Origin of the sequence: Methanocella arvoryzae MRE50 (assembly GCF_000063445.1) — an archaeon.
In the GTDB taxonomy this organism is placed as follows: Archaea; Halobacteriota; Methanocellia; order Methanocellales; family Methanocellaceae; genus Methanocella_A; species Methanocella_A arvoryzae.
This window is the reverse complement of record NC_009464.1, coordinates 134,491-157,194: the sequence shown is the minus strand read 5'-3', so window position 1 is coordinate 157,194 and position 22,704 is coordinate 134,491. Positions and strand designations below refer to the sequence as shown.

Below are 22,704 nucleotides of genomic sequence, written 5' to 3'. Positions count from 1 at the left end.
TATCGAACGCCAGACAATAATTTCAGTGATCGGCGTGATTCCGATCGAAAAAGTCTCTGGCGTGCCTGGCCCCTTGACGTTTCATGAAAAATCTGGGTCAGGGAGGTGTTGAGAGGTCCGGGAGGAGGTCGGAGAGGCTCAGGGAGTTTAGAGAGAATATTCGTACGTAAATCCTCTCAGACCTTTCCACACTCTCCAACCTCCTCTCCAACCTCTCTTACCTCTCAGACCTCCCAGCTTGAAAATCCTCCCCGACCTCCCGGGAACTCCCCGACCTCCAGGTATTTTTCATCTGCTTAAGTAGAAAAAACAGTTATAATAAGCTGGTTGCCGGGAAGCCTTGCAACCCTCGCCGAATCAACAAGTTTCATAGAACGAGAAGGTTTTCTGATTAGACTTTGCGTCGCTGCGACGTTGCGCCTTTGCGAACTAAAAACAAGGCGGCCGGGCGCCGACGATAACCTCATTTTCACAGGACTATAATCTAACCTTCCTTATTAGCTTCGATGACCTGCAGTCTCCAGCTCGAGCTGTCGCCAAGGACTTCGTATAGCTGGTTGATCTTGGACGGGTTGCCATCCCATAGAATCGGCATGTCGAAATCAGCTTCTCGAAGTTGCTCAATCAGGCCCAGTGCGAGGCGCCTCAGAGCTTTCCGCCTGGAGAACGGGACGTTGAATATCGTCTTGTAGGCGTCATCGGCTTTAGAATAAGAAATGACGATGTAGTCGTCCTGCCGATAGCTGTTGATATCGTCGTAGGGGCACATGGTTTCGAACTCGTAGACGACGGTAGAATCGACTTCGGAGAGCGAGATAAGAATCAGGGCGAGGACATCTTTGTCGATCCCCTGTTTCATGCTGATGGTAATCTTACCTGTGGTGCAGGTGATACGTGCGCTCTTATCATGCCGCTCGATGATGTAAAGAGTCGTGTCGGTCTTTTCTATGATATCAGTCGAAATGGCACATACCCCCGGCTTATTCAGTCACCCCGTTACTTTACAAACTGCCAGCGCTCGTTGCCCGCGGAGCGGATCTTGCCTCTGTACTCCATTTCGCACATGATCTCCTGCATGCGCCCGGGCTGGCTGATCTCGAAATATGTCGGCTCAATCTGATGGTACTTTTTCAGGCAGGCCTTGATATCGTTGACAGTGAATACTTTCAGCTTTTCCTTGTCCGCGACCTGACAGGTCAGATCACACATGTCTTCCATGAAGTTCCATGGAAACACCACCCAGGCCCACTCGTCCAGGACTTCTCCCACGTAGTCCGCCTTGAACTGGGAACAGGTCAGGTGCTGCAGCGTGGCAGTCTTGACCGAGGCCGGCTCATATCTTGATATGTACTCCTTCGCCGTAAGCAGGCTTTTGCCGGTGTCGGTAATATCGTCTACGATGAGGACGTTTTTGCCTTTTACGGAGGCGCCGTCGAACAGGTACCTGACTTTAGGCCCTTCTGAGACGTTCGCCGTACCCGTGTAGTGCTCGATCTTCAGGCTCGTGAGGTCGTTCAGGTTTAGAAAGTCGCAGAGAACCCTGCCGGCAAACCAGCCGCCCCGGGCCAGCGCCACAATTACGTCGGGAGTGTACCCTGATTTTCGCACGTCTTTAGAAATGTTCCTGCAAAGTCCGTAGATATAATCCCAGTTAGTGATGACGCACTTAAAGTACTCGGGTAACACCATACAAACACCTGATACCCCTGATGAAACTGGAATATGTACGTAATATGCCTTATACTTTTAGAATCTCCCTGGTAGCAACGACGAAGGATTACAGTAAAACAGGTCGGCGGGATACCGGCGATGCCGGTCCCCGGAGGCCCGACTATCGGACTTTTGTGCCCGGCTCGGACGGCTTCTCCACGGTCAGCAGTGTTGCCCCGTTAGAGTCCGCAGCCAGGATCATGCCGTTGGATTCTACCCCCATAATCTTAGTCGGCTTCAGGTTGGCGATGACGATAACGGTCTTGCCCACCATCTCTTCAGGTGTATAGACTTCTGCGATACCTGAGACGATCTGCCTGGGCTTGTCCTCGCCGAGGTCGATCAGGTTCTTGAGCAGTTTTTTACTGCCCTTAATCTTCTCACTGGCTATTACTTTTCCGACCCGGAGCTCCATCTTCGCGAAGTCGTCGATCGTGATTGGGGGTAACTGGGGTTCCAGCTCTTCTTCGGCCTTCTTGCCGTTGAGCTTTGCCTCGGCAGCCTTTACACGTTCGTCCATGATCTTCGTCATCTCCGCAATTTTCTTGTCTTCGAGCTTTGTGAACAGGATGGAGGGCTTCGGCCTCGGGCGGTTCTCATAGGGCACCAGCGCATCGTCAATGCGGGCGCTCGCGAGAGTCGCCGGATCGTAGCCCAGCATGCCCCAGATTTCCTTTGCCTTTTCGGGCACCGTGGGCTCGGACAGGATTGCGAGGGCTTTCACGATCTGTATGCAATTGAAAAGCACATTCTCGCAAGCGGCAGGGTTCTCCTTGATCAGCTTCCAGGGCTCGTGGCTCTGGAAATAGGTGTTGCCGACGTCCGAGAGGGTGATGATCGAATCGCAGATCTTCTTGAACTCATAGTTGCCGATCTCGGTCTTGACCATGTCTATAGCAGTCTTAATCGCAGAGGAGATCTTTGGGTCGATCGTGCCTTTCACATCGATGCCCTTCGAGTCGATGAAAGTCAGGACACGGTTCACGAAGTTACCGTAGCTGCCGACCAGTTCCTTGTTGATCTTTGTCTGGAACTCGGTCCAGGAGAAGTTGATGTCCTTGGTGTGGGACGTGTAGCTGAGGATGTAGTACCTTAAAAGGTCCGGGTGGAACCCGTGAGCGAGGTAGTCGTCCTCCACCCACACAATGTAGCCTCTGCTCTTGCTGAACTTCTTGTCGTTCACCTTAATCATGCCCGAGGCGACGACTCCCCATGGCAGGGTGTAGCCCGCGCCCTTGAGCATTGCAGGCCAGAAAATGCAATGGTGGTAGATGATGTCCCCGCCGATGAAGTGGATGATCCGGCTGTCGCCCTTCCATAAGTCTTCCCAGTTTTTGCCGGCTGCCTTAGCGTACTCTTCAGTGAACGCTATGTAGCCGATAGGCGCGTCTACCCAGACGTAGACGACGAGATCTTCGTGGCCGGGGTACTTGACTCCCCATTCGAGGTTTCTGGTGATACACCAGTCTTTCAGCTCTTTCGCCCATTCCATTGCATAGTTGACTGCATTAGGGGTAGCGTGGAGAGTGTTCAGGTACTCCTGCAGGAAATCTCCGAACTCCGAGAGCTTGAAGAAGAAGTGCTCCTGCGTCCTGACCTCGGCCTTCGAGCCGCAAACCTTGCACTTAGGGTCAAGGATCTCTCCCGGCTCGAGGTGCCGCTGGCAGCCGATGTCGCACTCGTCGCCCCGGGCGATCGAGCTGCAGTACGGACACACGCCTTCTACATACCGGTCCGGCAGGCCGCGCTGGCACTGCGGGCAATAAGCTACCTTGATCTCTTTCGGGTACACGTAGCCGTTCTTCTGCAACTCTGAGACAATCGACTTCGTGCGGGCGTGATTCGTGGGGTCATCCGTGTTTCCATACCTGTCGAAAATGACACCACATTTCTTAAAGATGGAGTCAAACTGAACATGATACTTGTCAACAAGCTGACGCGGAGAGATCTTCTGCTCCTCCGCATTGACGATGATAGGAGTGCCGTGGGCATCCGAACCGCATACAAAGACGGTTTCCTGGCCCATCATTCTCAGGGTCCTCACGAACATATCCGCGGGTATATACGTCCTCAGGTGGCCGATGTGGGCGGAGCCGTTAGCGTAGGGCAGGCCACAGGTCACCAGTACCGGTTTGTCGCATGGGAACTCTGACATAAGTTTCTCCTCTATCATATAGCATCTGATTTAGTATTTTATAAAGCGGACACTCATATATAGCCTACACCGCTTAAATTTTACTATCCCCTACCTTTGTATCGGATAAACCTCTGGTACGCCCTCTGCTTTATCGATCTCGCTGCTGACCATGGACCGCAGCACTATGAACCCGAGCACGCATACCACCCCGAGTAAGCCTAAAATAAGCCACATGAGAGATATCGTCCCCGAGAACTGGTCCATCAGGAAACCTCCGATAAACGGCCCCGCTGCGAAGCCTGCGCTGCCGAGCACGCCTGAAATGCTCATGTACCTGCCTCTGTTCTCCGGGCTGGCCATCCGGGACACGATATTCATGGAAGGCGGAGAGAAGACCAGCTCGCCTGTAGATATTATCAGCATGCAGAGGAATAGCGGCCAGAAGCCCGTACAGAAGCCGACCATGCCGAAGCCTGCCGCGTACAGGAGAGAGCCGACGATCAGGGCGGTAGTCAGCCTGAAACGCTCGAGGAATACTGCAATCGGGTATTGCAGAAAGACGATCATGAAGCCGTTCAGCGAGAACAGCAGCCCTATCATCGACTCGTTGATCTGCCCGTAGCTGCCTGAATATGTGCTGAAGGTGCTAAGCATCTGGGAATAGACCACGGATATCACTGCCGATACGATGCAGAACCAGAGGAACGGATGATCAGACCAGACCTTCGCACCGTTTATAGCAAAATTAGCACCACACTGGTCAGGCCGGGTATCCCTGAGCAGGAAGATGGTGATCAGCAGGAAGATGGCACTGGTAAACATCGTGACGGCAAACATGTAAGCATACGAATATGTAGCCAGGATGCCGCCGATGATCGGGCCGATGGCAAAGCCGAGATTGCCGCCGATGCGCAGCAGGCTGAAAGCCCCGTTCCGGTCGCCTTCAGGCACCACGTCGGATACCATCACCGACGGCACGTTCTTGTACAGGCCTCCCGCTATCTCTCGAAGGCAGAGCAAAACCACAAATACAGGATATCCTGCCTGAAAGAGAATCGCAGTGGTCAGCAGGCCGAAAGCAACGACGTTCAGAGCAATGCCAAAGCTCATGACTGCCTTACGCCCGATCCTGTCACACAGTTCCCCACCGGCAACCTGGCCCAGAAGGCCGATGGCAGCGGCGATCAGCAAAGCCATGCCCACATCGGTCATCGGAATGCCGCGGTACATGTAGAGGTAAAGTGAAATAAACGGATATGCAATGGAAAAGCCGAAGCTGTTGATGAGGGAGCCTCCGGTCAGAATCCATATCTGCCTATCGTACCGTCTGAAAATTCCGTCTATCAAAGCTTCACCGATGGCTCATGATGAATACTGCCAGAGTATATCAGCATTTCGGATTGATGAGCGCCCAAAAAATTAGAGAATAACTAAAGGGTATCATTTGATCTTCTGCTTAAAGCTGCCCATCGCATCCTTGAGGTCTTTGATCTGCAGGGCGTTGGTGATCTCGCCGCGGGTGCGCTCGATCAGGGAGCGGGCCACGTCTGTCTTTTTGCGCAGGCCATGGGTGATGGCGTCGGGGTAGTCGAAAGACATCAGTTCCGTATATAGCTCATCCATCAGATCGAGATATTTTTCTCCCTCTTCAGGCCTGCCAGTGCGGATCTGATCCAGGATGTGCCGGCGGAGCTCGCCGATAGTATCCCCCACCCCATTCAAGTAAGCGGCATAGTCTACCTGAAGCTCATCCGGCGAAGGGATATTTTCGCCGTGCAGCACAGCATTTAGAATAGATACTTCTGCATATTCCGTCTGCGCGTTGCCGACGTAGCCGGAATAGTAGATGTCGGGAAAATCCCTCAGGATATCGTTCACCTGCAACACCAGCGACCTTGTCTCGTCTATCAGTTTTGCAGACTGGTCCCACTCCCCACGGTGTATGGCTTTGATGGCGTCGCCGGAGTTTCTGGTGATCTTCCTCGAGAGTGCCAGAGATTGTTCCCTAGCCTTATCCATGGCGTCAAACCTTGCCCGTATTCTGTCGCAGATTTCCTCAATCCCGTGGTTCATAAGGTATCATTGTCCTGATAGGTATTGAAACTGCAGGTAAAAAATGTAAGGCCAGTCGCTGCTGGCCATGTCATGCTTATCGGTTCCAGACTCTGCCATTAGCGCATTATTTAAGCGCCCATTTTTAGTGTCTGGTTACCAGGCTTCTTCATCATCCCGGGTTGCTGGGCACCCTGCATCTGCTGGGCACCCTGCATCTGCTGGGCACCCTGCATCGGCTGGGCTCCCTGTTTTGCCGTGAAGTCGAACTGCTTCAGGAACTGTTTGCCCTGTTCAGTCTGGAAGAACTGCGTGGTCTGCATCTGGTGCTGCTGGATCGTGTTCATCTCCTTAGACTGTAGTTGCTTAATCAGCGCCAGGTCCTGGGCGTTGACCATTCCGGCAGCCTGGGAGGGATCGGCTATACCATTGATCTGCATGCCAGCGTTCTTTACATTCATCGAGACCATCTGTTGAGGCGTGGTACCTGCGGGCAGTACAGTAACCATCACGTTGGCAGAACTGTAGCCGTGAAGGGTGCAGTGTGCGATAGCCCTCAGGTTCATGTCCTTAGTGGCGGGAAGCACTACTGCTTCAGTGAATATCTCGTTCGGATTCGCGCTGGCTTCTGTGTACTTCCATTCCTTGATCAGGTTTGTCCCGTCGAAGAGGTAGACGTGATCGACATAGTGGGTCGCCGGCACCATGCTGTCCCGGTGAGTTACCACTATTTTTACCAGCCCTTCGCCTCCCTGCACTGGCACGTTCGGAGCCGGCGGCGGAGGCGGAGCGTTTAGGGCTACGCCGGGCACGTTTGCGAGTGCGATTCCTGTCACCGTCGCTACAAACAGGACAGAGATCAGGACAGACAAGATTAGTCCTGTTATCAATCTTCGGGTTCTCATTCTAAACCATCCCCTTTAACTTCTGAAATCCGGCACATTTATAAAAAAATTTTAGAGGCCTGTGACGATGGAGAGGGGAAATGCGGAAAGAATAAAACTGGCCGAGACAAGCAATAAACAGGTAACAGTGAGGGGACTCGATCAGCAGGCGCACTACTCAAGCCGTCTGGCCGTCCCGTCTCTGCTCAGTAATACGACTCTGCTGAGTTCCACGTCCATTGCCAGCTTGTAGCCGCATGCGGCCGCTACGTCTTTAGCGAACTCTAACACTTCAGCATGGCGGGGCATCGCTTCACGGGGAAGCCGGTACCGGCTGTATCCTAAATGCATGTATGCTTTGACTTCCACGTAGTCTGGCTTTGCAGTACTGATCTGCCGGGCATAGCCTGCCGGGTCTTTCATGTTCAGGCCTTTGACGAGGGTGATGCGCAGGGCTCTGCGCTGCTGAGGCCGGGATCCGAGGACTTCGAGAGATTCCTGTACTTTATTCCACAGGTCTCCGGCAGGGTTGCAGGTTGCCAGATAGGTCTCGTGATCCGGAGCGTCGAGCGACATGTAAAGCTGGCTGGGGCTGATCTGCGCCAGCACATCCGGACGAGTCCCGTTGGTGACGATAAAAGTAGACATTTCCTTACTCTTGAACAGCTCTATAAGCTCGTCCAGGTAAGGGTATAAGGTAGGCTCGCCTACGAGCGAGATGGCCGCGTGTTTTGGCTTGAACGCCTCTTTCCATATGGCCTTGTCCGCAGAGTCGGTACCGCCATATCCTGATACGAAGCGGAGTTGCTCGGCTATTGCCTGCTCTGCGATCAGTTCTGGCTTATCCCAGGATTCTATGGTGAATGGTTCTTCTACCGGCCTCCAGCAGTGAAGGCAACGCTGATTGCAGGCGACACAGGGCGTCATCTGGACGCAGCGGTGGGAACTAATGCCGTAGAACTGGGCTTTATAGCAGGAACCCTTAGCCTTGATCGACCGGTTCAGCCACAGGCAGGGCTTGATAGCGCTGTGCCTGCCGAGTATATGGTACCCCTGCTTCCGTAAAAGATCGATGAGATTAGCCGCTGTCACTGTGCTCTCCATGATTTATGCCGCAGGCTTCCTGATCATCCGGCGGAAAAAGCCCACGACTTCTCTTGTAGTGAGGATGATCACCAGTGTTTCAGCGATCATTAACGTATAAAAATTTAGCCCTATGCTGAACCACAGTGCAAGCCCAAGAGAGACTATGACGAGGATTGCGACGCTGATGCCGAATGCTACGACGATGGTTTCGGGCAGGTTGTAGCCCTTCGTCTTCACCCAGCCGGTAGTCCGGAGGATGTTGGCGCCCGGCAGTATGAGCAGGTACAGGAATGCAAGGATAAAGGCAATCCAGTCTAGTATCGAGATTTCCATCTTATCACCCTATGGTCGGTTTACCTGATATATTTTTACGCCTTCCTCGTCATACACCACTGTAAAGCCCGGATTGCTTTTCAGTGTCTCTGCAAACGAGTAGCCGCTTTCTTTCGACCCGACGAACACGTAGTCTACGCCCTCGGAGAGCATAGTATTGTACAGCGCGTCCTTATCGGTCATATGGAGGATGGCTTCCATCTCCCTCTGCTTGTTCACGTTATGATACTGTAGCGTGTATATCTCTCCGGCGTACGCATCGTTTCTGCCGGTCATGACCGGAACCCTGACGAAGTGTGTCGGCTCCTCGTATATGACCGCATCTCTTGGAGTGTTGGCCTTAATCCACTGTGCCGCTTTAACGTCTCCCGGAGGGGCGTGTACATAGGACGAGTCGTTGTAGAACATGATTATGCATACCGTCGAAGGGACCAGAGCGAGAATGATGAGGGCTGCGGTAATGATCTTAAGCTTCGAGGCAGAGAACAGCCACTTCGACAGAGCCAGGCCGGCGAAGAGCGATACCGGCAGCGCCAGGTAGACGAGGAACCGGTAGGTATTGTGAGTCATCGTCATCTCGAAGATGTTGAGGAAGACGAAGTTCAGCACCGCGAAGATCATCAGGAGCACGGCATACTGGTTATTTTTAGCCCTGTACATACCCCAGATGGCGAACGGTAACAGCGGCCCGAGAGTCACGAGCAGGGTCACATATACGTCGGGGTGGTGGCCGAGGCTGATCTGCGAGCCCGCGTTCGAGGACATCAGCATGATCTCATAAATTGTGGCTATGGCAGCCATGATTAAGGGGATCGCAGCTACAGGGATAATGCTGAGGTCTCTGTTCCCGAGGATCTGTTTACGCTCTTTGAATAGTAAGTACAGGAAGTACAGGCCGAGCGCCATGAATACCGGGAATGCGGTGATCACGTGGAACATGACCAGCGACGCAAGGGCAACTCCCGCTACGATCGAGATGGCGAGCGATTTTTTACTCACTGCCTGAAGGTAAATGTAAAGTCCAAAAATCATGGCCAGCAGGCCGAACGTCTGGGTCTGGGGCAGCAGCATGTAAAGCGATGGCGAATCGTACTTCAGCCCCATGATACCGGTCCACTCGAAGATGAGGATCCGGAACATATCTATAGATCGGTCACTCAGTGCAAGATAGGCAAGATACAGCCATGAAAGTCCTGAACTTACTACATATATGATCCCCGCCAGCAATGAGGCTTTCAAGTCTTCGTCAAATATGGTGCGGGCCAGCAGGTAAGCGTCGATAAAGATGAGGGCAGATACAAAGGTAATCAGTACTTTGAAGACCTCGAACAGGCTTAGTCCGGTCAACAGGGTCAGCTCTCCGAATACGACCTGCATAAACCAGTTGTAGACGATCTCATAACCTGGCAGATAAGGGTCCTGCGGAGGCAGCTGAGGGGCCTCGATAAAGCGCTGGGCGATCGACAGGTGCCAGTTCAGGTCTGAGGCATGTGTGGTAGCGATCTCCAGCCCCTTGTCAGTAATCACGAAGGTCTTCAGCATGATGAACAGCACGATAAGGAAGATGAGGGCTGCGATGACCTGCACCTGCCAGTCGGAAGTGTCCACGGTGATCGTTTTCCGTTTCCAGAAGCCGTAGAATCCTGCAGCGATGACAATCAATCCGAGCAGTATGCCTGCAAGCCGGACTGATACTGGCGATATGAACAGTATTACAAGGGGAAAAACCAGTATGGACAGGGTGCCCGAAACACCTATCAATTCGGACAGAGTCATCCGATCTTTCAGCAGGAGCAGGATCGCCAGCCCAGGAATGACTAGCAGCAGTACGAAAGTAAGCCAGCCCAGCGGAAGCATCATCCCGAGGCCTGCGAGGGTAAGCCCGAGCCAGTACTCTCTTCTCATTCCTGCTTCTCCAGCATGACGTCGAAGTTGATCAGCGACAGCAGCCAGTACATGCCGAAGGCGGCGATGATGATGGCTACCTCGGTGAAGTAGGTGTAGAACCGGCTTTGCATTGTGGAGAGGTTGAACGCGCTGATGTGCGTGAGCGCAGATAGCCAGATGCCCCACATTTCGTTTTTGAACAGGATTACGGTGGCAGCGATCCAGGAGAGTATGAGGAGCTTCGCGTCGACGGAGATGTTCAGGTTATAGTTATTCCGGGCTTTCCGGCCTGCCTGAGCAGACGCTGGCGGTTGGCCGGCAGCAGCCTTTTTCGAGTCGTTTTCCAGGAAGATGTAGACGAGCCCGGGGATGAAGAACAGGAGCACGAACAGCCCGGTCTGGATAATGGTGGACATCGTTACAGGCCACGCCTCATGGTAGGTGATCTGAGCGATATTCAGGATGTTCAGGGTGCCCATGGTCAGCATCTGCCATATCGCATAGGTCATGACCAGCGCCAGGATACAGATCGTCACCATCGCCGGCTTTTTGAAGTCTTTAGTCTTGATGGCGGCATATGCAAACTGGAAGACCATGTACAGGCCCATGATGCCGACCATCGTGAACATGGACTGCTGGTGGGTCAGCGCCATCGTGACCGACATGAGAATAGCCATAGGCCAGTCTTCCCGCAACAGGAAGTACAAGGCCAGCGGCAGGATAAACAAGCCCATTAGCTGAGGGAAAGGCCTGACGGTGTTGAGCGTGATGTCGGGCGAGAGCAGGAAAAAGAATGCCGCAAAGAGCCCTACGAATTTATTGCCGCCGCTGAGCCGGTAGGCGATTGCATAGACTGCCAGCAAGCCGAACACCCCGAGCACCGGAACGATCAGGGCTGACATGACCATCACGTCGATGCCTGTGGCGATGGATAGCGAGGCTACGAGAAGCCGGAAACCAGGCACGTAGAAGTTGGGGAAACCCCCGCCGTAGGATAGCTCGGTCGTCGGGTAATGCTGGGTCTCGATCATTTCCCGCTCGATACCCACGTGATACATAGTGTTGCCCCACGTGGGAATCAGGAAGTTGCCCAGAATTTGAGCCCGGTACAGTAAGGCTATGAGGACAATAATAAGGAGTGCCCCGTAATACCAGTAGCGCTTGATAAACTCTTCTATGTTCACGGTAACACCTTGTAGATAGTGACATCGTTATTACGATAGACCGGCTCGAAATACCTCGTATCCTCGAACTTTTCCCGGTTCCCGTAGTTATCGTAAGCGCCGGCCCAGACATTGCGATTGGGCGAGACCACGTAGGTGGCATTCATGCCTACCGCCAGATCGTGTGCCCTTTTTGCATCGGCCGTGCTGTATATTTCAGAATTATCGTACATATCCTGTACCGCGTTCGGGGCGTTCGCCCAGTCGCCGCCCACCGTGGATACCCTGGTAGTCATACCCATGACCAGTTCTGCTCCGGGAATGTCGTTGACGAATTTATCTGTCTCAGCAGTGTTCTCCTTGATCCATTCAGTGGCTTCGAGCTCGCCCTTCAGTACCTGGACGCCCATCCAGCACTGGGAAAACCAGGGGACTTCGGGGAAGAAGATGTAAGTATTCGGCTCGACAGGGATAATGTATCTGGGAAGCGCGTCCTGCGGGATCAGTATGTAATCCTTATCGAAACCGTGCCAGCTATAAGAAGCGTAAGCCATCGCCGCAAACAGGATAAGGACCAGGACAGATTTGACAATATGCTCCCCTTTGCTCATAGTACGATCTAAATTCAAGTCTTTCATTCATATAGTTTACTGCAAGTCAGTGTAAAAACCGCCCTGGTGTAAAAACCTCAAAAAGGTTTAATAGCGATGCCCTTTTACTATCAGCCGTGTTCCTGTACGGACTGGTTGCGCTGATCTTCTTCGCACTGACAATCTTCGCCGGCTATGCTCTGGCCATCCGCTTGCGAAGTCACCTGACCTGGATGGAGGCTGCTGCCGCTTCGCCAGTGATCGGCATCATCCCTGCTACCTGGGTAGCACTGGTAGTTTACCTGTTCACCGGCAGCCTGGATATCAGCATTCTTCTAACGACTCTGCTGATGATTGCGGCCATAATATATCTGAAGCCATGGACCGACAGGCCGGCCCCGGAGAAAAAACATCTCCCCGCATTCCTCCTGATCCTGGCTGCGTCTGCCATCCTCATGTACCAGGGCTTACTCACGTACTACGGGGGAGAGTACCACATCGCCTTTCCCTTCTACGGAGACGCTGCTTTCCACACCTCGATCATCACTTCCTTTTCCCAGGGCAGCAACTACCTTCCACAGTACCCGATCATGTCCGGGCACCTGTTGAGGTACACATTCCTGATAGACTTCTACTCAGCGCTGCTGGACCGGCTGGGCAGCGGCATCCAGTGGAGCGTAGTACTCCCCGGCATCAGCCTGATGACGTCGCTGTTCTACCTGATTTATTCTCTGGGGTGCAGGTTTACGGGAAGAGTGGCCGGCGGCCTGATCACTGCATCAGTTGTTGCCTTCAGCGGCGGGCTACAGTTCATACAGGCCTTCAAAGACTGGAGCACATCAGGACAGCCCATCATGACTTTCCTGACTACGAATAACCTTAATTATACCTGCGTCTTCGACCTCAACTACGTCTTTACCAACTTCCTCATCATTATCATGGCCCAGCGGGCAGCTTTGATCGGGTTTGCCGTCGGAGCTCTGATCATACTCATATCCTATACACAATATCTTGAGAAAAACAAAGATGGCAAATCGGGCAGAATGACTCTCCTCGTAATAGGCGTGCTGGCCGGCCTGCTGCCTTTACTCCACACGTATTCTTACGCCTGCGTCATGATCTCGATGGTATTCCTCTTCATACTGTACCGGGAGAGACAGTGGTACTACTTCATGCTACCGGCCATTATCCTCGCTCTTCCCCAGGCCGTCTACATCACTGGACAGGGCGCCCAGTCATTGATTCGAGTACAGCTCGGCTGGATGGCCGGATCCCTGACGGACATACCTGGCTTCTGGATTATGAATATGGGCCTGGAACTCTTCCTGCTGATCGCTGGATTGCTGATAGCAGGCAAGAAGAAAGCCATGTTCTACCTTCCCTACCTGGCCATCTTTATCGTCGCCAACGTCATCGTCTTCCAGGCCTGGGACTATGATAACCACAAGATGTTCAGCTTCTGGCTCATGCCCTCCGCCCTGTTTATCGCAGTGGCACTCCTCCGTATTTATGACTTCAGAGTTGCCGGGAAGCCCCTTTTCGCCCTGGTCTTCGCCCTGACAATCCTGACTGGCGCACTCGTAGCCTTTTTCATAGTCTCCCAGCCATACGTGGAGTTCTCCAAGAACGACATCTATGTAGCCGACTGGGTTATGCAAAATACTCCCCCGGACGCCGTGTTTTTGACGGGCGACGCGCCCACGCACCCGGTGATCGCCCTCGCCGGGCGGCTGTCATACCTGGGATACTACCCATGGATGTACACCCACGGAGTAGATACAAACGATCGAGTCCAGACAGTGAGGAGCATATATAATGCTGAGAGCATGCACGCGATGATAGAACGGTTAAAAGAACAAAACATCAGCTACGTACATTTAGGGCCCCAGGAGCTCCGATCTCAGATGTACCACGTAAACCAGTCGCTGTTTGAATACTGGGAGCCGGTGTTTGACTGGACTGCGCCCAATGGCGAACAATACAGGATCTATCGCGTCGAGTGACGCAATGATAGCCACCCAATCATAATTTTTTATTATATTTTTCCTCTCTGGCCAGCCGAAACCTTAAAATACAATCGTTCGCATACAATAGAACGTTCGTTATATCACGAACTTTTAAGTAGTCAGATATTCAAACGACATATCACTTAACCAATTTACCGGAGACTAACAGCATGAAAGCAGTAGAAATTTCCAACGGCGTATACTGGGTCGGAGCGATCGACTGGAACTTAAGGGACTACCACGGCTACACGCTGCCGGGCACCACTTACAACGCCTACCTGATCGTAGGAGAGAAAGTGGCACTGATCGACAACACCTACCCGGGCCACGAGAAGCAGATGATCGAGAGGATCAAGTCCGTCGTCGACCCGAAGAAGATCGACTACATTATCATGAACCATGTGGAGAAGGACCACTCGGGAGCACTTCCGATGCTGCAGAAGATGCTCCCGAACGTACCCATCTACTGCACCGAGAACGCAGTCAAAGGCTTCGGCAAGCACTATGACACCGTCGGCTGGAACTTCAAGACTGTCAAGAGCCTTGAATCGCTCAGCCTGGGCAATGGTAAAACTCTGGTCTTCCTGGAAGCCCCCATGCTCCACTGGCCGGACAGCATGTTCACTTATCTCGCTGAAGAAAAGGTCCTTTTCCCGAACGACGCCTTCGGCCAGCACATCGCCGGCTGCGAGAGGTTCGACGACGAGCTTGGCAAGGAAGAATCACTCAAGCATGCGAAAAAGTTCTTCGCCAACCTGATCGTGCCCCTGGCACCGAGAGTGATCAAGAAGCTCGATGAGGTCACTAACCTCAAGGTTGAGATCAAGATGATCGCCCCCAGCCATGGCGTCATCTGGAGATCCTACGTCGGAGACCTGCTCGGCTCTTACGTCAGCTGGTGCAAGGGAGAATCCAGGAACAAGGTAACCATCGTCTATGACACCATGCACGGATCGACAGATGCCATGGCGAAGATGCTCGCCGAGGGCATTATGGCAGAGGGCGTGGAAGTCAAGGTCCACATCCTCAAGGATGGCAAGCACGAAGGCACCCACAGGAGCAACGTAGTCACTGACGTCCTCGACTCCAAGGCCATCCTGGTCGGATCGCCCACCCTGCAGAACCAGATGTATCCGACTGTAGCTGATTTCCTCTGCTACTTAAAGGGCGTGGAGCCCGGTAAGCTGGGCAAGAAGAAAATCGGCTGCGCCTTCGGCTCCCACGGCGGCCACGGCGGCACCATAAAGCTGATTAATGCCGAGCTCAAAGCCGCGGGCATCGAAGTGATCAACGACGGATACGAGGTCTACTACAAGCCCGACGACGCAGAGCAGAAGCAATGCTACGAGATGGGCAAGGAGATCGCACGCCGCGTCAAAGCGATGTGAGTTGCTGGCTAAGGATTATTAAACATCAAACACCAGTAAGTACCCATAGATTAAACCAGAGGCGCTTCTGCCGGTCTGGCAAAACAGACGAATGACAGGTCGGTATGCAATAATCACCCCCGGACCGGCAGAAGTGCTTCAGCCTATACTTTTTTACACCTTACACTTACACCTGGGCATGGCCAGCCTGTAGAGCAGTCGACTCACGTCATGGATATGCACGCTTAAGCATCACCATATAGTTTTAACAATACACTCACATCAGAGCGCGGGGATCTAATGGCAGAAAGGACCAAAGTAGAGCAGAAGGGCAAAATGACGGTCGAAGATGCAGGCCGCAAAGGCGGGCAAAGAGTCCGGGAGCTTATCCGGAGAGGGAAGGAAGCACGGCAGCAGATGGCAACCAGGAAGTAGGGGTACTTTATGTTCTATCCTGATTTTAATACAGTAAGATTGAATAAACCCATGATACCGAACGCAAATTTTAAATATCATAAATGACTTCTATGTGTCGCACAACAGTAATGCTCCGATAGTGTAGACCGGCCAATCATGACGGACTCTCACTCCGTCGACTGGGGTTCAAATCCCCATCGGAGCACTGATAAAAAAGCCCAGATCTCCCGGGTGGGGATTTGGGCTTTTTGTTTTTATAGATGATGAACTAAGGCTAACTATTGTAGTTAATCGGCGGCAGGCAGTACGATCACAAATCTGGCGCCCTGCCGATAGTCACCAGGTACCCGATCTTCCATCCGCGCCTGAAAAACAAATGATAAACAATCTAACCGCCTGGGCCCCTACACATGACAAATACACCATGCCCCTCTTTTGACGCCAGTCGGCCACCTATGCTGACGAGATGGTTGCACCTCAGACTTTCGTACCGAACCATTTCATAGGTAAAGCCAGATAAGCACTGCCCTTTTCTGGTATAATCAGTCAGTGGACAGGACATGCAGGATATACCCCATTTAACCGTCGACACCATGTCGTCTTTTTCTACATACCCTGATGCTGCCCGTGTTTCTACAAGCTCTTTTGGAGCAGGGCGACTTAACAGCTGCCCGATAAACGCTTTCACTTCTACCATTGTTCAGGCCCTCGCCAAAGGTTGATTTACCCGAACATCCACAGCCTGATCAATACCCGGCCCCAGGCCCGGCTACCCGGCCGATAATCTGAGACACTTACCCCAAACAGTTATTATATATATAATATATATTGTAAATGATTATGAACCTTTCGATTGGCCCGTAAGCAATCATACCCTAAACAGGTCGTTATCTTTAGCCGGCATCAGCCGACAGAAAGAATGATATACTTCGAGGCCATTGTAGAGTCAGATAAGTACAGATCATATCGCTCTTCTAAAATTTAAGCGGCTTTTAGAGGTTTACCCTCGAGGCTCTGAAAGATTTTCGCAGACGAGTTTGGGCTTATGAAATCGGGATTTCCGCACTCTGGCTGCCAGAGTTTAATCACGCGGCCGTCCCGATTGCTAATGTAAAAGGATTGATAAACAGTATGAGTTCATTTGAAAACTTAAAGCTGAGCGAGCCGGTCATGAAGGCTCTGGCCAGCATGGGCTTCGAGGAGTCCACCCACATTCAGGATAGCACCATTCCCCTTGCGCTGAAAGGCAAGGACGTCATAGGGCAGGCACCCACAGGCACCGGAAAGACCGCCGCGTTCGGCATCCCGATGATCGAGATATGCGACAACAGTCCCAGCATTCAGGCGATCGTCATCACGCCCACCAGAGAACTCGCCATACAGGTATCGGAAGAGCTGAACAAGATCGGCCAGTTCAAAGGTATCCGGGCGCTGCCCATCTACGGCGGCCAGGAATACAAGTGGCAGATGAAAGGCCTGAAAGAAAAGCCTCAGATTATCGTGGCCACCCCGGGACGGCTAATGGATCACCTGACCAAGCAGAAGAGCATTAAGGGTAACGACGTCAAGATGCTGGTCCTGGACGAGGCAGACGAGATGCTGGACATGGGCTTTATCGATGACATCTACGCGGTCATGGAGAAACTGCCGGCCGAACGCCAGACGCTGCTCTTCTCTGCAACCATGTCGCCCGAGATCAAGAAGATCGCTGTCGAGCTGATGAAGAAACCGCACATCGTAGGACAGGAATCGAAGAAGGTGAAATCCCCGGCCATCTCCCAGCATTATGTAGAAGTGCATGAGAGCGGTAAATTCGAAGCCCTGTGCAGGATCCTCGATACTCAATGCCCCGACCTTGCCATCGTGTTCGTCAGGACCAAGGTCAGAGTAGACGAGCTCCAGGAAGGCCTGACCAGGCGAGGATATGCGGCTGTCGGGCTGCATGGCGACATGGACCAGCAGAGACGCAACAGCATCATGAAGCAGTTCAAGAATGGCAAGACACAGGTGCTCGTGGCTACTGACGTGGCAGCCAGGGGTCTGGACATCAGCGACGTCAGCCACGTGTTCAACTTCGACATTCCACGGGACCCGGAAAGCTATGTCCACCGCATCGGCAGGACCGGCAGGGCAGGAAAGAGCGGTATATCGATCACCTTCGTGACGTTCAGGGAGATCAAGCTGCTTAAGCTTATCGAGCAGGTTTCCGCCAGAAGGATGGAGCGGATGGAAGTGCCCACACTGGAAGAGGCAATCGAAGAACAACAGCGGAAGGTTATCGACAGCCTGAGAGAGGCCGCATACGGGGAGGATGCACTAAGGTACCGTCACCTCGCCGAAAAACTGCTGAATGATAACGACTCCGTCACACTAGTCTCTGCTGCGCTTACGATGCTCATCAAAGAGCCGGACAAGACGCCCGTCGTCCTGACCGAACCAAAGCAGGGCGGCAAGAAGAAAGGCGGGTTCAGAAGGCCGAGGAAGTAAAAGAAAAAAGTCAACGGCCTGAAACTGAGGCTTGAGCTTCCTGCTTATCAACGACATCTTCTTTAAGAATTACTCTAAGCTTAGAGTAATCCTCCTTGATGATGGCATTGAAGCCCATGCCTGCAAAGGTCTCTTCCAGGAATTCCCGAATGAAGCGCCGCTGTGTGCCGGGGCCGGTTAACAGTGTATATTCTTTTGGAGAGTTGCCGGAAGTCGTGATCTTGAAGAAGTTGCAAGTTTCAAGCCTGCGGAGCAGCGCGTCGGGTGTCGTCACTTTCCTGCTCAGCTGTTCCGCGTGAGACCGGGCGATCTCTCTGTGAGTCTCCCAGAATTCTGTCTGACCAGCCGAGCTTTCTACCATCTTCAGGAACAGCAGCCAGTGGTCGACGTCGAGGATCACGTGCTCTCCTTCGGAAAGCAGCTCTACATATTCATGGGTTCTCTCCCGGTTACCATTACCAAGCGCTATCCGGTTCTCATAATAAAATCTAATACATCGTCGGATAAGCTCACTCTGGGAGACTTTGAGATCGGTTTTCAGGTTCTCAAAGTTCTCGAACGATTCCTCGTCGAAGGATATGGTAACCCGGATAGGAGACTTCATTGGAAGAACATTGCCTATTACACATATATATATAGGTTACTACACATACGCTATTTTTTATAACTACCAGAGAACCGAATCAATATTACCACGCTATTTTAAGAAATCATAAAAAATTCATAACTGTTAAGCGATTTTATGAACACAATGTTGTAGAAAAATATAAGTATTAGATATAGGAATAGCATATCCTACGGTGATACTTGTGATCGCTATGAAAGCCCATGAAGTTGCCAGGAGAAGTCTCAATGAACAGCTTCTGGAGGTATTCCTATCAACCTACGTATTGGAGCATACGACAGGTATCGCCATAACTGTCAGACAAGACTCTATGAGGTTCTAAAATGGTACTTGATACAGGAGATACAGCATGGCTGCTCATCTCGATCGCGCTGGTCATGCTGATGACACCGGGAGTAGGCTTCTTCTACGGCGGCCTGGTAAGGAGGAAGAACATAGTTAACATGATTACCCTGTCGCTGGTCGCTTTTGCGCTGGTAAGCCTCCAGTGGGTGCTCTTCGGCTACAGCCTGGCTTTTGCACCCGACCTCAACGGCATGGGGATCATCGGCGGCCTGGACCACATCGGGCTTAAAGGTATCGGCATGGAGCCCGGATCGGAGACTGCGACATACCCTGCACTGGCATTCATGATCTTCCAGCTGGTGTTCGCTGCAGTCACCCTTGCGATCATAACGTCGGTATTTGCGGAGAGAGTTAAACTCAGCTCGTTCATCATCTTCGGGCTGCTATGGACCACGCTGGTCTATGACCCGCTCGCTCACTGGGTATGGGGCGGCGGCTGGCTGGCTCAGCTTGGAGCGCTCGACTTCGCGGGCGGCACTGTCGTCCACATCAGCGCAGGTTTCTCGGCCCTGGCTATTGCCCTGGTGATACGCAAGCGCATCGGGTTCGGCAAAGATCTGATGGAGCCCAGTAACATACCATTGGCTTTGCTCGGAGCATCGCTGCTCTGGTTCGGCTGGTTCGGGTTCAACGGGGGCAGCGCCCTGACGGCGAACGGACTCGCCGCAAGTGCTTTCGTGGTGACAAACACGGCCGCAGCGGCAGCAGCCCTGACCTGGATGGTACTTAGCTGGATTAAGGGCAGGCCCGCCTCGCTCGGATTCGCAAGCGGTGCTGTCGCTGGTCTCGTAGCGATCACTCCCGCTGCAGGCTTCGTCGACATCTTCGGCGCCATAGCCATCGGTATCGTTGCCTCGATCATCTGCTACGCAGCCATGCTCTTCAGGATCAAGAAAGGCCTCGACGAGAGTTGCGACTGCTGGTCGGTACACGGCATGGGAGGCCTGTGGGGTGCACTTGCAACAGGTATCTTTGCCACGGCTGCGATCCAGCCGGACTACACCGGCCTGCTCTACGGCAACATCCAGCAGTTCGTCAGCCAGATCATCGCCAGTGGCGCATCGATCGCCTACGCGTTCGTCGTGACCTTCGTCCTGGTATACATCCTGGATAAGACGATCGGCATGACGGTAAAGGAAGAGGAAGAATACGTCGGCCTGGACCTTTCGCAGCACGGGGAGCGGGCTTTCAACTAAAATATGGATTCGGTAAGGTGATACTATGAAGATGATTCAAGCCATAATCCGGCCCGAGAAGCTGGACAACGTGAAAAAAGCCCTGGATGACCGGGGCTTTATCGCGATGACCATCATCGACGTAAAAGGCAGGGGAGAGCAAAAGGGGATCTCCCTGGAGTACAGAGGAAAGAAAATAGATGTGGATTCCATCCCTAAAGTCAAGATCGAGATGGTTGTAGAAGACAAGGATGTCGATACTATTATATCGATCATCAGGGAAGCGGGCCGCACCGGCAAATACGGAGACGGCAAAATCTTCGTCCTGCCCATCGATATGGTGGCCAGGGTAAGGACCGACGAAGTCTGGAGATAGATTGTAAGAAAGCCTCATGTAATTGCACGCTGGCAGGCAGGTGGTGATCATCGCAGATCACAACAGGCCTGCCAGCATAACAGGCACAGCCTGAAAACGGTATAGTAATGCAGCAATGATCCAAGGCCCTGTCCTCAGTATGGGACCCGCAAAATGAGTGATACCAGGAACAGGTGATGAATTAAATCATATATTCTACATATATCACAAAATAAGGTTAATTATCAAAGTAACGAGCGTTTTAGGAATTTATTCTAATTATCATAGCATCGGCAGGGTTTTTATATTCTTCTTTATTTTTCGGACAGCTATGACACATTTACACAGGATATATTCATTAACATACATATTAAAACGTGTGTTGGTGATACCTATGGCTAGAAGAGAAGAACGTGGAGAAATGACTGTCAGAGAGGCCGGACGGAAGGGTGGAGAGACCACGAAGAAGACCCACGGCCATGACTTCTATGTCCAGATTGGCCACAAGGGAGGACAGAAGGTCAGGGACCTCATCAACAGAGGCAAACAGCAAGACTAAGCCAGCGGGAGGTCCATACGGGCCCCCGGACATCTTTTTATAAGCGTCTGTATTTCGGTAACTATATATAAGCGAAGTATCCTTTTTGGTGCTACTCTGCAGCCATTCAAATATACAGGCATTACTTTCAGACAGTAGTCCTCTATGTATATATGGCCATATAATTGATCTACAGGTTGACTCAGGCGACAAGAACATGGTCTTTCCTATGAAAACGATAACCAGGCTAACCAGGACTCTAAAGTATTTTGACAGGCAAGTATGGACGCTGTTCGTTGCAGACATAATCAATGTGCTTGGCACTTCCCTGGTCAACACCTTCCTGGCCATATACATGTACACAAACATGGGCATATCGATGACCGATGTGGGCATCGGCTTTTTCGTATCAGCCATCATAGGTGCCGTCGCATCGTACATAGGCGGTTCGCTCGCAGACTCTGTCGGCCGGAAAAAGATCCTGATCGCAGGCCTGGCTATGCAGGTAGGCGTATATCTGTTATTCAGCTATGCGCTCGATGCTAACTTCTCATTCTCATATATGGTCATAGTTATGGCCATCAATGCGCTGGTTGGAAGCCTTTATAGGCCTATACCAGAAGTCATGGTAGCCGATGTAGTAGAGCCCTCAAAGCGGGTCGAAGCTTACGGTTTGCTTCGTATAGGGGCTAATCTAGGCTGGGTAATAGGACCTGTACTCGGCGGCTCTCTGCTGCTGTTCATGCCTTACTCCAGCGTCTTCTACATCACAGCTCTAACCACGTTTATCTACCTCCTGATCGCCGTGTTCCTGCTCAGAGATACTAAGCCTGCTACAGTGAAACAGAAACTGAACCTGAAGGATATAAAATACATTCTGAGCGACAGGGTGTTTTTATTCTTCTGTATCCTCTGGGCGCTCATGCTGGTCCCGTACCAGCAGATGTATACGCTGCTCTCGGTGTACTCGTCGTCCTACGTAGGCTTAAACGAGTTCTGGGTTGGCGTGATTTTCGCGGAGAGCGGCATTATTGTGGTCCTCACCCAGTTTGCAGTCTCGGCGCAGGTGAAAAAATTCAGGATGACGACTGCACTTGTGGTCTGTTGCCTGATCTTTGCCGCCGGCTTCGGAATGCTGGCCACTTCTACGATTGTCGTCCTGCCCTTCATAGCAGTCGCCGTCCTGACAATCGCGGAGATGATATGGTCTCCCGCTGCAGCTACGCTACAGGCCAACCTGGCACCGGAAGACCGGAGAGGCGGATACTTTGGCTTCAGCAGCCTGTTCACCCAGGTCGGTTACGCTATAGGCCCGCTCTTCGGCGGCGTCCTGAAAGATTCGATGAACAACAATGTGCCCTCCATGTGGCTTGTCGTTGGTGCCCTCTTTGTCGTCTGCAGTTTCGGCTTCCTGCTACTCGCCCGCATAGTGCCGGCTAAAGCGAACGGTACCCCCGTAAAGTTCTGGAAGAAGAAAACTGAGGCAGTTATAAAGGTATCGGACAAATAATAAAGGGGAAGCACCCCTTCCCCGGATACTCCATTCT

20 protein-coding genes and 1 tRNA gene are annotated in these 22,704 nt (G+C 52.3%); 9 read left to right on the top strand and 12 right to left on the bottom strand.

All coding sequences use genetic code 11. The features are described 5' to 3' along the window. Positions 1-484 precede the first annotated feature (484 nt). From RCI_RS00765 to RCI_RS00720, 11 genes are all read right to left on the bottom strand, one after another. A complete protein-coding gene (locus tag RCI_RS00765; RefSeq protein ID WP_231844889.1) occupies positions 485-859 on the bottom strand; it encodes a hypothetical protein in 375 nt (124 codons plus the stop codon). A gap of 137 nt (positions 860-996) precedes the next feature. After that, positions 997-1,689, bottom strand: coding sequence for a phosphoribosyltransferase (locus RCI_RS00760; protein ID WP_012034471.1), 693 nt, complete (start codon positions 1,687-1,689; stop codon positions 997-999). Positions 1,690-1,831: 142 nt separating this feature from the next. Next, positions 1,832-3,865 (bottom strand): methionine--tRNA ligase, encoded by a 2,034-nt coding sequence (metG, locus tag RCI_RS00755; protein ID WP_048197762.1) that lies wholly within the window; start codon positions 3,863-3,865, stop codon positions 1,832-1,834. Between the two features lie 90 nt (positions 3,866-3,955). Next, the gene (locus tag RCI_RS00750; RefSeq protein ID WP_012034469.1) at positions 3,956-5,194 is read right to left on the bottom strand and encodes an MDR family MFS transporter; all 1,239 of its coding nucleotides are present in this window, start codon (positions 5,192-5,194) and stop codon (positions 3,956-3,958) included. Between the two features lie 93 nt (positions 5,195-5,287). Continuing rightward, positions 5,288-5,920, bottom strand: a complete 633-nt coding sequence (locus RCI_RS00745; protein ID WP_012034468.1) for a haloacid dehalogenase — start codon at positions 5,918-5,920, stop codon at positions 5,288-5,290. A 110-nt stretch (positions 5,921-6,030) separates the two neighbouring features. Continuing rightward, on the bottom strand, positions 6,031-6,804 hold the full coding sequence (locus RCI_RS00740; RefSeq protein WP_012034467.1) for a hypothetical protein: 774 nt from the start codon (positions 6,802-6,804) through the stop codon (positions 6,031-6,033). A 153-nt stretch (positions 6,805-6,957) separates the two neighbouring features. After that, positions 6,958-7,875: a 4-demethylwyosine synthase TYW1 gene (gene twy1 / locus RCI_RS00735; protein ID WP_231844888.1), complete on the bottom strand. Its 918-nt coding sequence runs from the start codon at positions 7,873-7,875 to the stop codon at positions 6,958-6,960. Positions 7,876-7,890: 15 nt separating this feature from the next. Further along, positions 7,891-8,202: a hypothetical protein gene (locus RCI_RS17295; protein WP_012034465.1), complete on the bottom strand. Its 312-nt coding sequence runs from the start codon at positions 8,200-8,202 to the stop codon at positions 7,891-7,893. Between the two features lie 9 nt (positions 8,203-8,211). Further along, entirely contained in the window at positions 8,212-10,107 is a 1,896-nt protein-coding gene (locus RCI_RS00730; protein ID WP_012034464.1) for a DUF2298 domain-containing protein, read from the bottom strand. Continuing rightward, on the bottom strand, positions 10,104-11,273 hold the full coding sequence (locus RCI_RS00725) for a hypothetical protein (RefSeq protein ID WP_012034463.1): 1,170 nt from the start codon (positions 11,271-11,273) through the stop codon (positions 10,104-10,106). Before RCI_RS00725 ends, RCI_RS00730 begins: the two co-directional genes overlap by 4 nt. Beyond that, positions 11,270-11,890: a hypothetical protein gene (locus RCI_RS00720; RefSeq protein ID WP_012034462.1), complete on the bottom strand. Its 621-nt coding sequence runs from the start codon at positions 11,888-11,890 to the stop codon at positions 11,270-11,272. Before RCI_RS00720 ends, RCI_RS00725 begins: the two co-directional genes overlap by 4 nt. Before the next feature lie 89 nt (positions 11,891-11,979). Between RCI_RS00720 and RCI_RS00715 the strand changes: the two genes are divergently transcribed. The 5 genes from RCI_RS00715 (at position 11,980) to RCI_RS00700 (ending at position 18,119) form a co-directional block, all read left to right on the top strand. Beyond that, positions 11,980-13,845, top strand: coding sequence for a hypothetical protein (locus tag RCI_RS00715; protein ID WP_048197755.1), 1,866 nt, complete (start codon positions 11,980-11,982; stop codon positions 13,843-13,845). Between the two features lie 173 nt (positions 13,846-14,018). Continuing rightward, on the top strand, positions 14,019-15,236 hold the full coding sequence (locus RCI_RS00710; protein ID WP_012034460.1) for an FprA family A-type flavoprotein: 1,218 nt from the start codon (positions 14,019-14,021) through the stop codon (positions 15,234-15,236). Positions 15,237-15,515: 279 nt separating this feature from the next. Continuing rightward, complete coding sequence (locus tag RCI_RS17425; protein WP_269446486.1) at positions 15,516-15,650, top strand: hypothetical protein; 135 nt, start codon at positions 15,516-15,518, stop codon at positions 15,648-15,650. A gap of 112 nt (positions 15,651-15,762) precedes the next feature. Further along, positions 15,763-15,837: transfer RNA gene (locus RCI_RS00705), tRNA-Glu, on the top strand. Positions 15,838-16,763: 926 nt separating this feature from the next. Beyond that, positions 16,764-18,119 (top strand): DEAD/DEAH box helicase, encoded by a 1,356-nt coding sequence (locus RCI_RS00700; RefSeq protein ID WP_012034458.1) that lies wholly within the window; start codon positions 16,764-16,766, stop codon positions 18,117-18,119. 10 nt (positions 18,120-18,129) lie between these two features. On the opposite strand, the gene RCI_RS00695 is transcribed toward RCI_RS00700, so the two are convergent. Continuing rightward, the gene (locus RCI_RS00695) at positions 18,130-18,723 is read right to left on the bottom strand and encodes a ribbon-helix-helix protein, CopG family (protein WP_012034457.1); all 594 of its coding nucleotides are present in this window, start codon (positions 18,721-18,723) and stop codon (positions 18,130-18,132) included. Positions 18,724-19,067: 344 nt separating this feature from the next. Here RCI_RS00695 and RCI_RS00690 point away from each other — a divergent pair, with 344 nt between their 5' ends. From RCI_RS00690 to RCI_RS00675, 4 genes are all read left to right on the top strand, one after another. After that, positions 19,068-20,285 (top strand): ammonium transporter, encoded by a 1,218-nt coding sequence (locus tag RCI_RS00690; RefSeq protein ID WP_012034456.1) that lies wholly within the window; start codon positions 19,068-19,070, stop codon positions 20,283-20,285. 25 nt (positions 20,286-20,310) lie between these two features. Continuing rightward, on the top strand, positions 20,311-20,640 hold the full coding sequence (locus tag RCI_RS00685) for a P-II family nitrogen regulator (protein ID WP_012034455.1): 330 nt from the start codon (positions 20,311-20,313) through the stop codon (positions 20,638-20,640). A gap of 373 nt (positions 20,641-21,013) precedes the next feature. Continuing rightward, positions 21,014-21,178 (top strand): Em GEA1 (EM1), encoded by a 165-nt coding sequence (locus RCI_RS00680; RefSeq protein WP_048198841.1) that lies wholly within the window; start codon positions 21,014-21,016, stop codon positions 21,176-21,178. Between the two features lie 196 nt (positions 21,179-21,374). Next, positions 21,375-22,667 (top strand): MDR family MFS transporter, encoded by a 1,293-nt coding sequence (locus RCI_RS00675; protein ID WP_231844887.1) that lies wholly within the window; start codon positions 21,375-21,377, stop codon positions 22,665-22,667. The last annotated feature ends 37 nt before the right edge of the window (positions 22,668-22,704 follow it).

Bases quoted from the DNA above. Each gene is read 5' to 3' on its own strand.
- RCI_RS00765 (WP_231844889.1), bottom strand. From the start codon at position 859: ATGAAACAGGGGATCGACAAAGATGTCCTCGCCCTGATTCTTATCTCG.
- RCI_RS00760 (WP_012034471.1), bottom strand. From the start codon at position 1,689: ATGGTGTTACCCGAGTACTTTAAGTGCGTCATCACTAACTGGGATTAT.
- metG (WP_048197762.1), bottom strand. From the start codon at position 3,865: ATGTCAGAGTTCCCATGCGACAAACCGGTACTGGTGACCTGTGGCCTG.
- RCI_RS00745 (WP_012034468.1), bottom strand. From the start codon at position 5,920: ATGAACCACGGGATTGAGGAAATCTGCGACAGAATACGGGCAAGGTTT.
- RCI_RS00740 (WP_012034467.1), bottom strand. From the start codon at position 6,804: ATGAGAACCCGAAGATTGATAACAGGACTAATCTTGTCTGTCCTGATC.
- RCI_RS17295 (WP_012034465.1), bottom strand. From the start codon at position 8,202: ATGGAAATCTCGATACTAGACTGGATTGCCTTTATCCTTGCATTCCTG.
- RCI_RS00730 (WP_012034464.1), bottom strand. From the start codon at position 10,107: ATGAGAAGAGAGTACTGGCTCGGGCTTACCCTCGCAGGCCTCGGGATG.
- RCI_RS00720 (WP_012034462.1), bottom strand. From the start codon at position 11,890: ATGAAAGACTTGAATTTAGATCGTACTATGAGCAAAGGGGAGCATATT.
- RCI_RS00710 (WP_012034460.1), top strand. From the start codon at position 14,019: ATGAAAGCAGTAGAAATTTCCAACGGCGTATACTGGGTCGGAGCGATC.
- RCI_RS17425 (WP_269446486.1), top strand. From the start codon at position 15,516: ATGGCAGAAAGGACCAAAGTAGAGCAGAAGGGCAAAATGACGGTCGAA.
- RCI_RS00700 (WP_012034458.1), top strand. From the start codon at position 16,764: ATGAGTTCATTTGAAAACTTAAAGCTGAGCGAGCCGGTCATGAAGGCT.
- RCI_RS00695 (WP_012034457.1), bottom strand. From the start codon at position 18,723: ATGAAGTCTCCTATCCGGGTTACCATATCCTTCGACGAGGAATCGTTC.
- RCI_RS00690 (WP_012034456.1), top strand. From the start codon at position 19,068: ATGGTACTTGATACAGGAGATACAGCATGGCTGCTCATCTCGATCGCG.
- RCI_RS00685 (WP_012034455.1), top strand. From the start codon at position 20,311: ATGAAGATGATTCAAGCCATAATCCGGCCCGAGAAGCTGGACAACGTG.
- RCI_RS00680 (WP_048198841.1), top strand. From the start codon at position 21,014: ATGGCTAGAAGAGAAGAACGTGGAGAAATGACTGTCAGAGAGGCCGGA.
- RCI_RS00675 (WP_231844887.1), top strand. From the start codon at position 21,375: ATGGTCTTTCCTATGAAAACGATAACCAGGCTAACCAGGACTCTAAAG.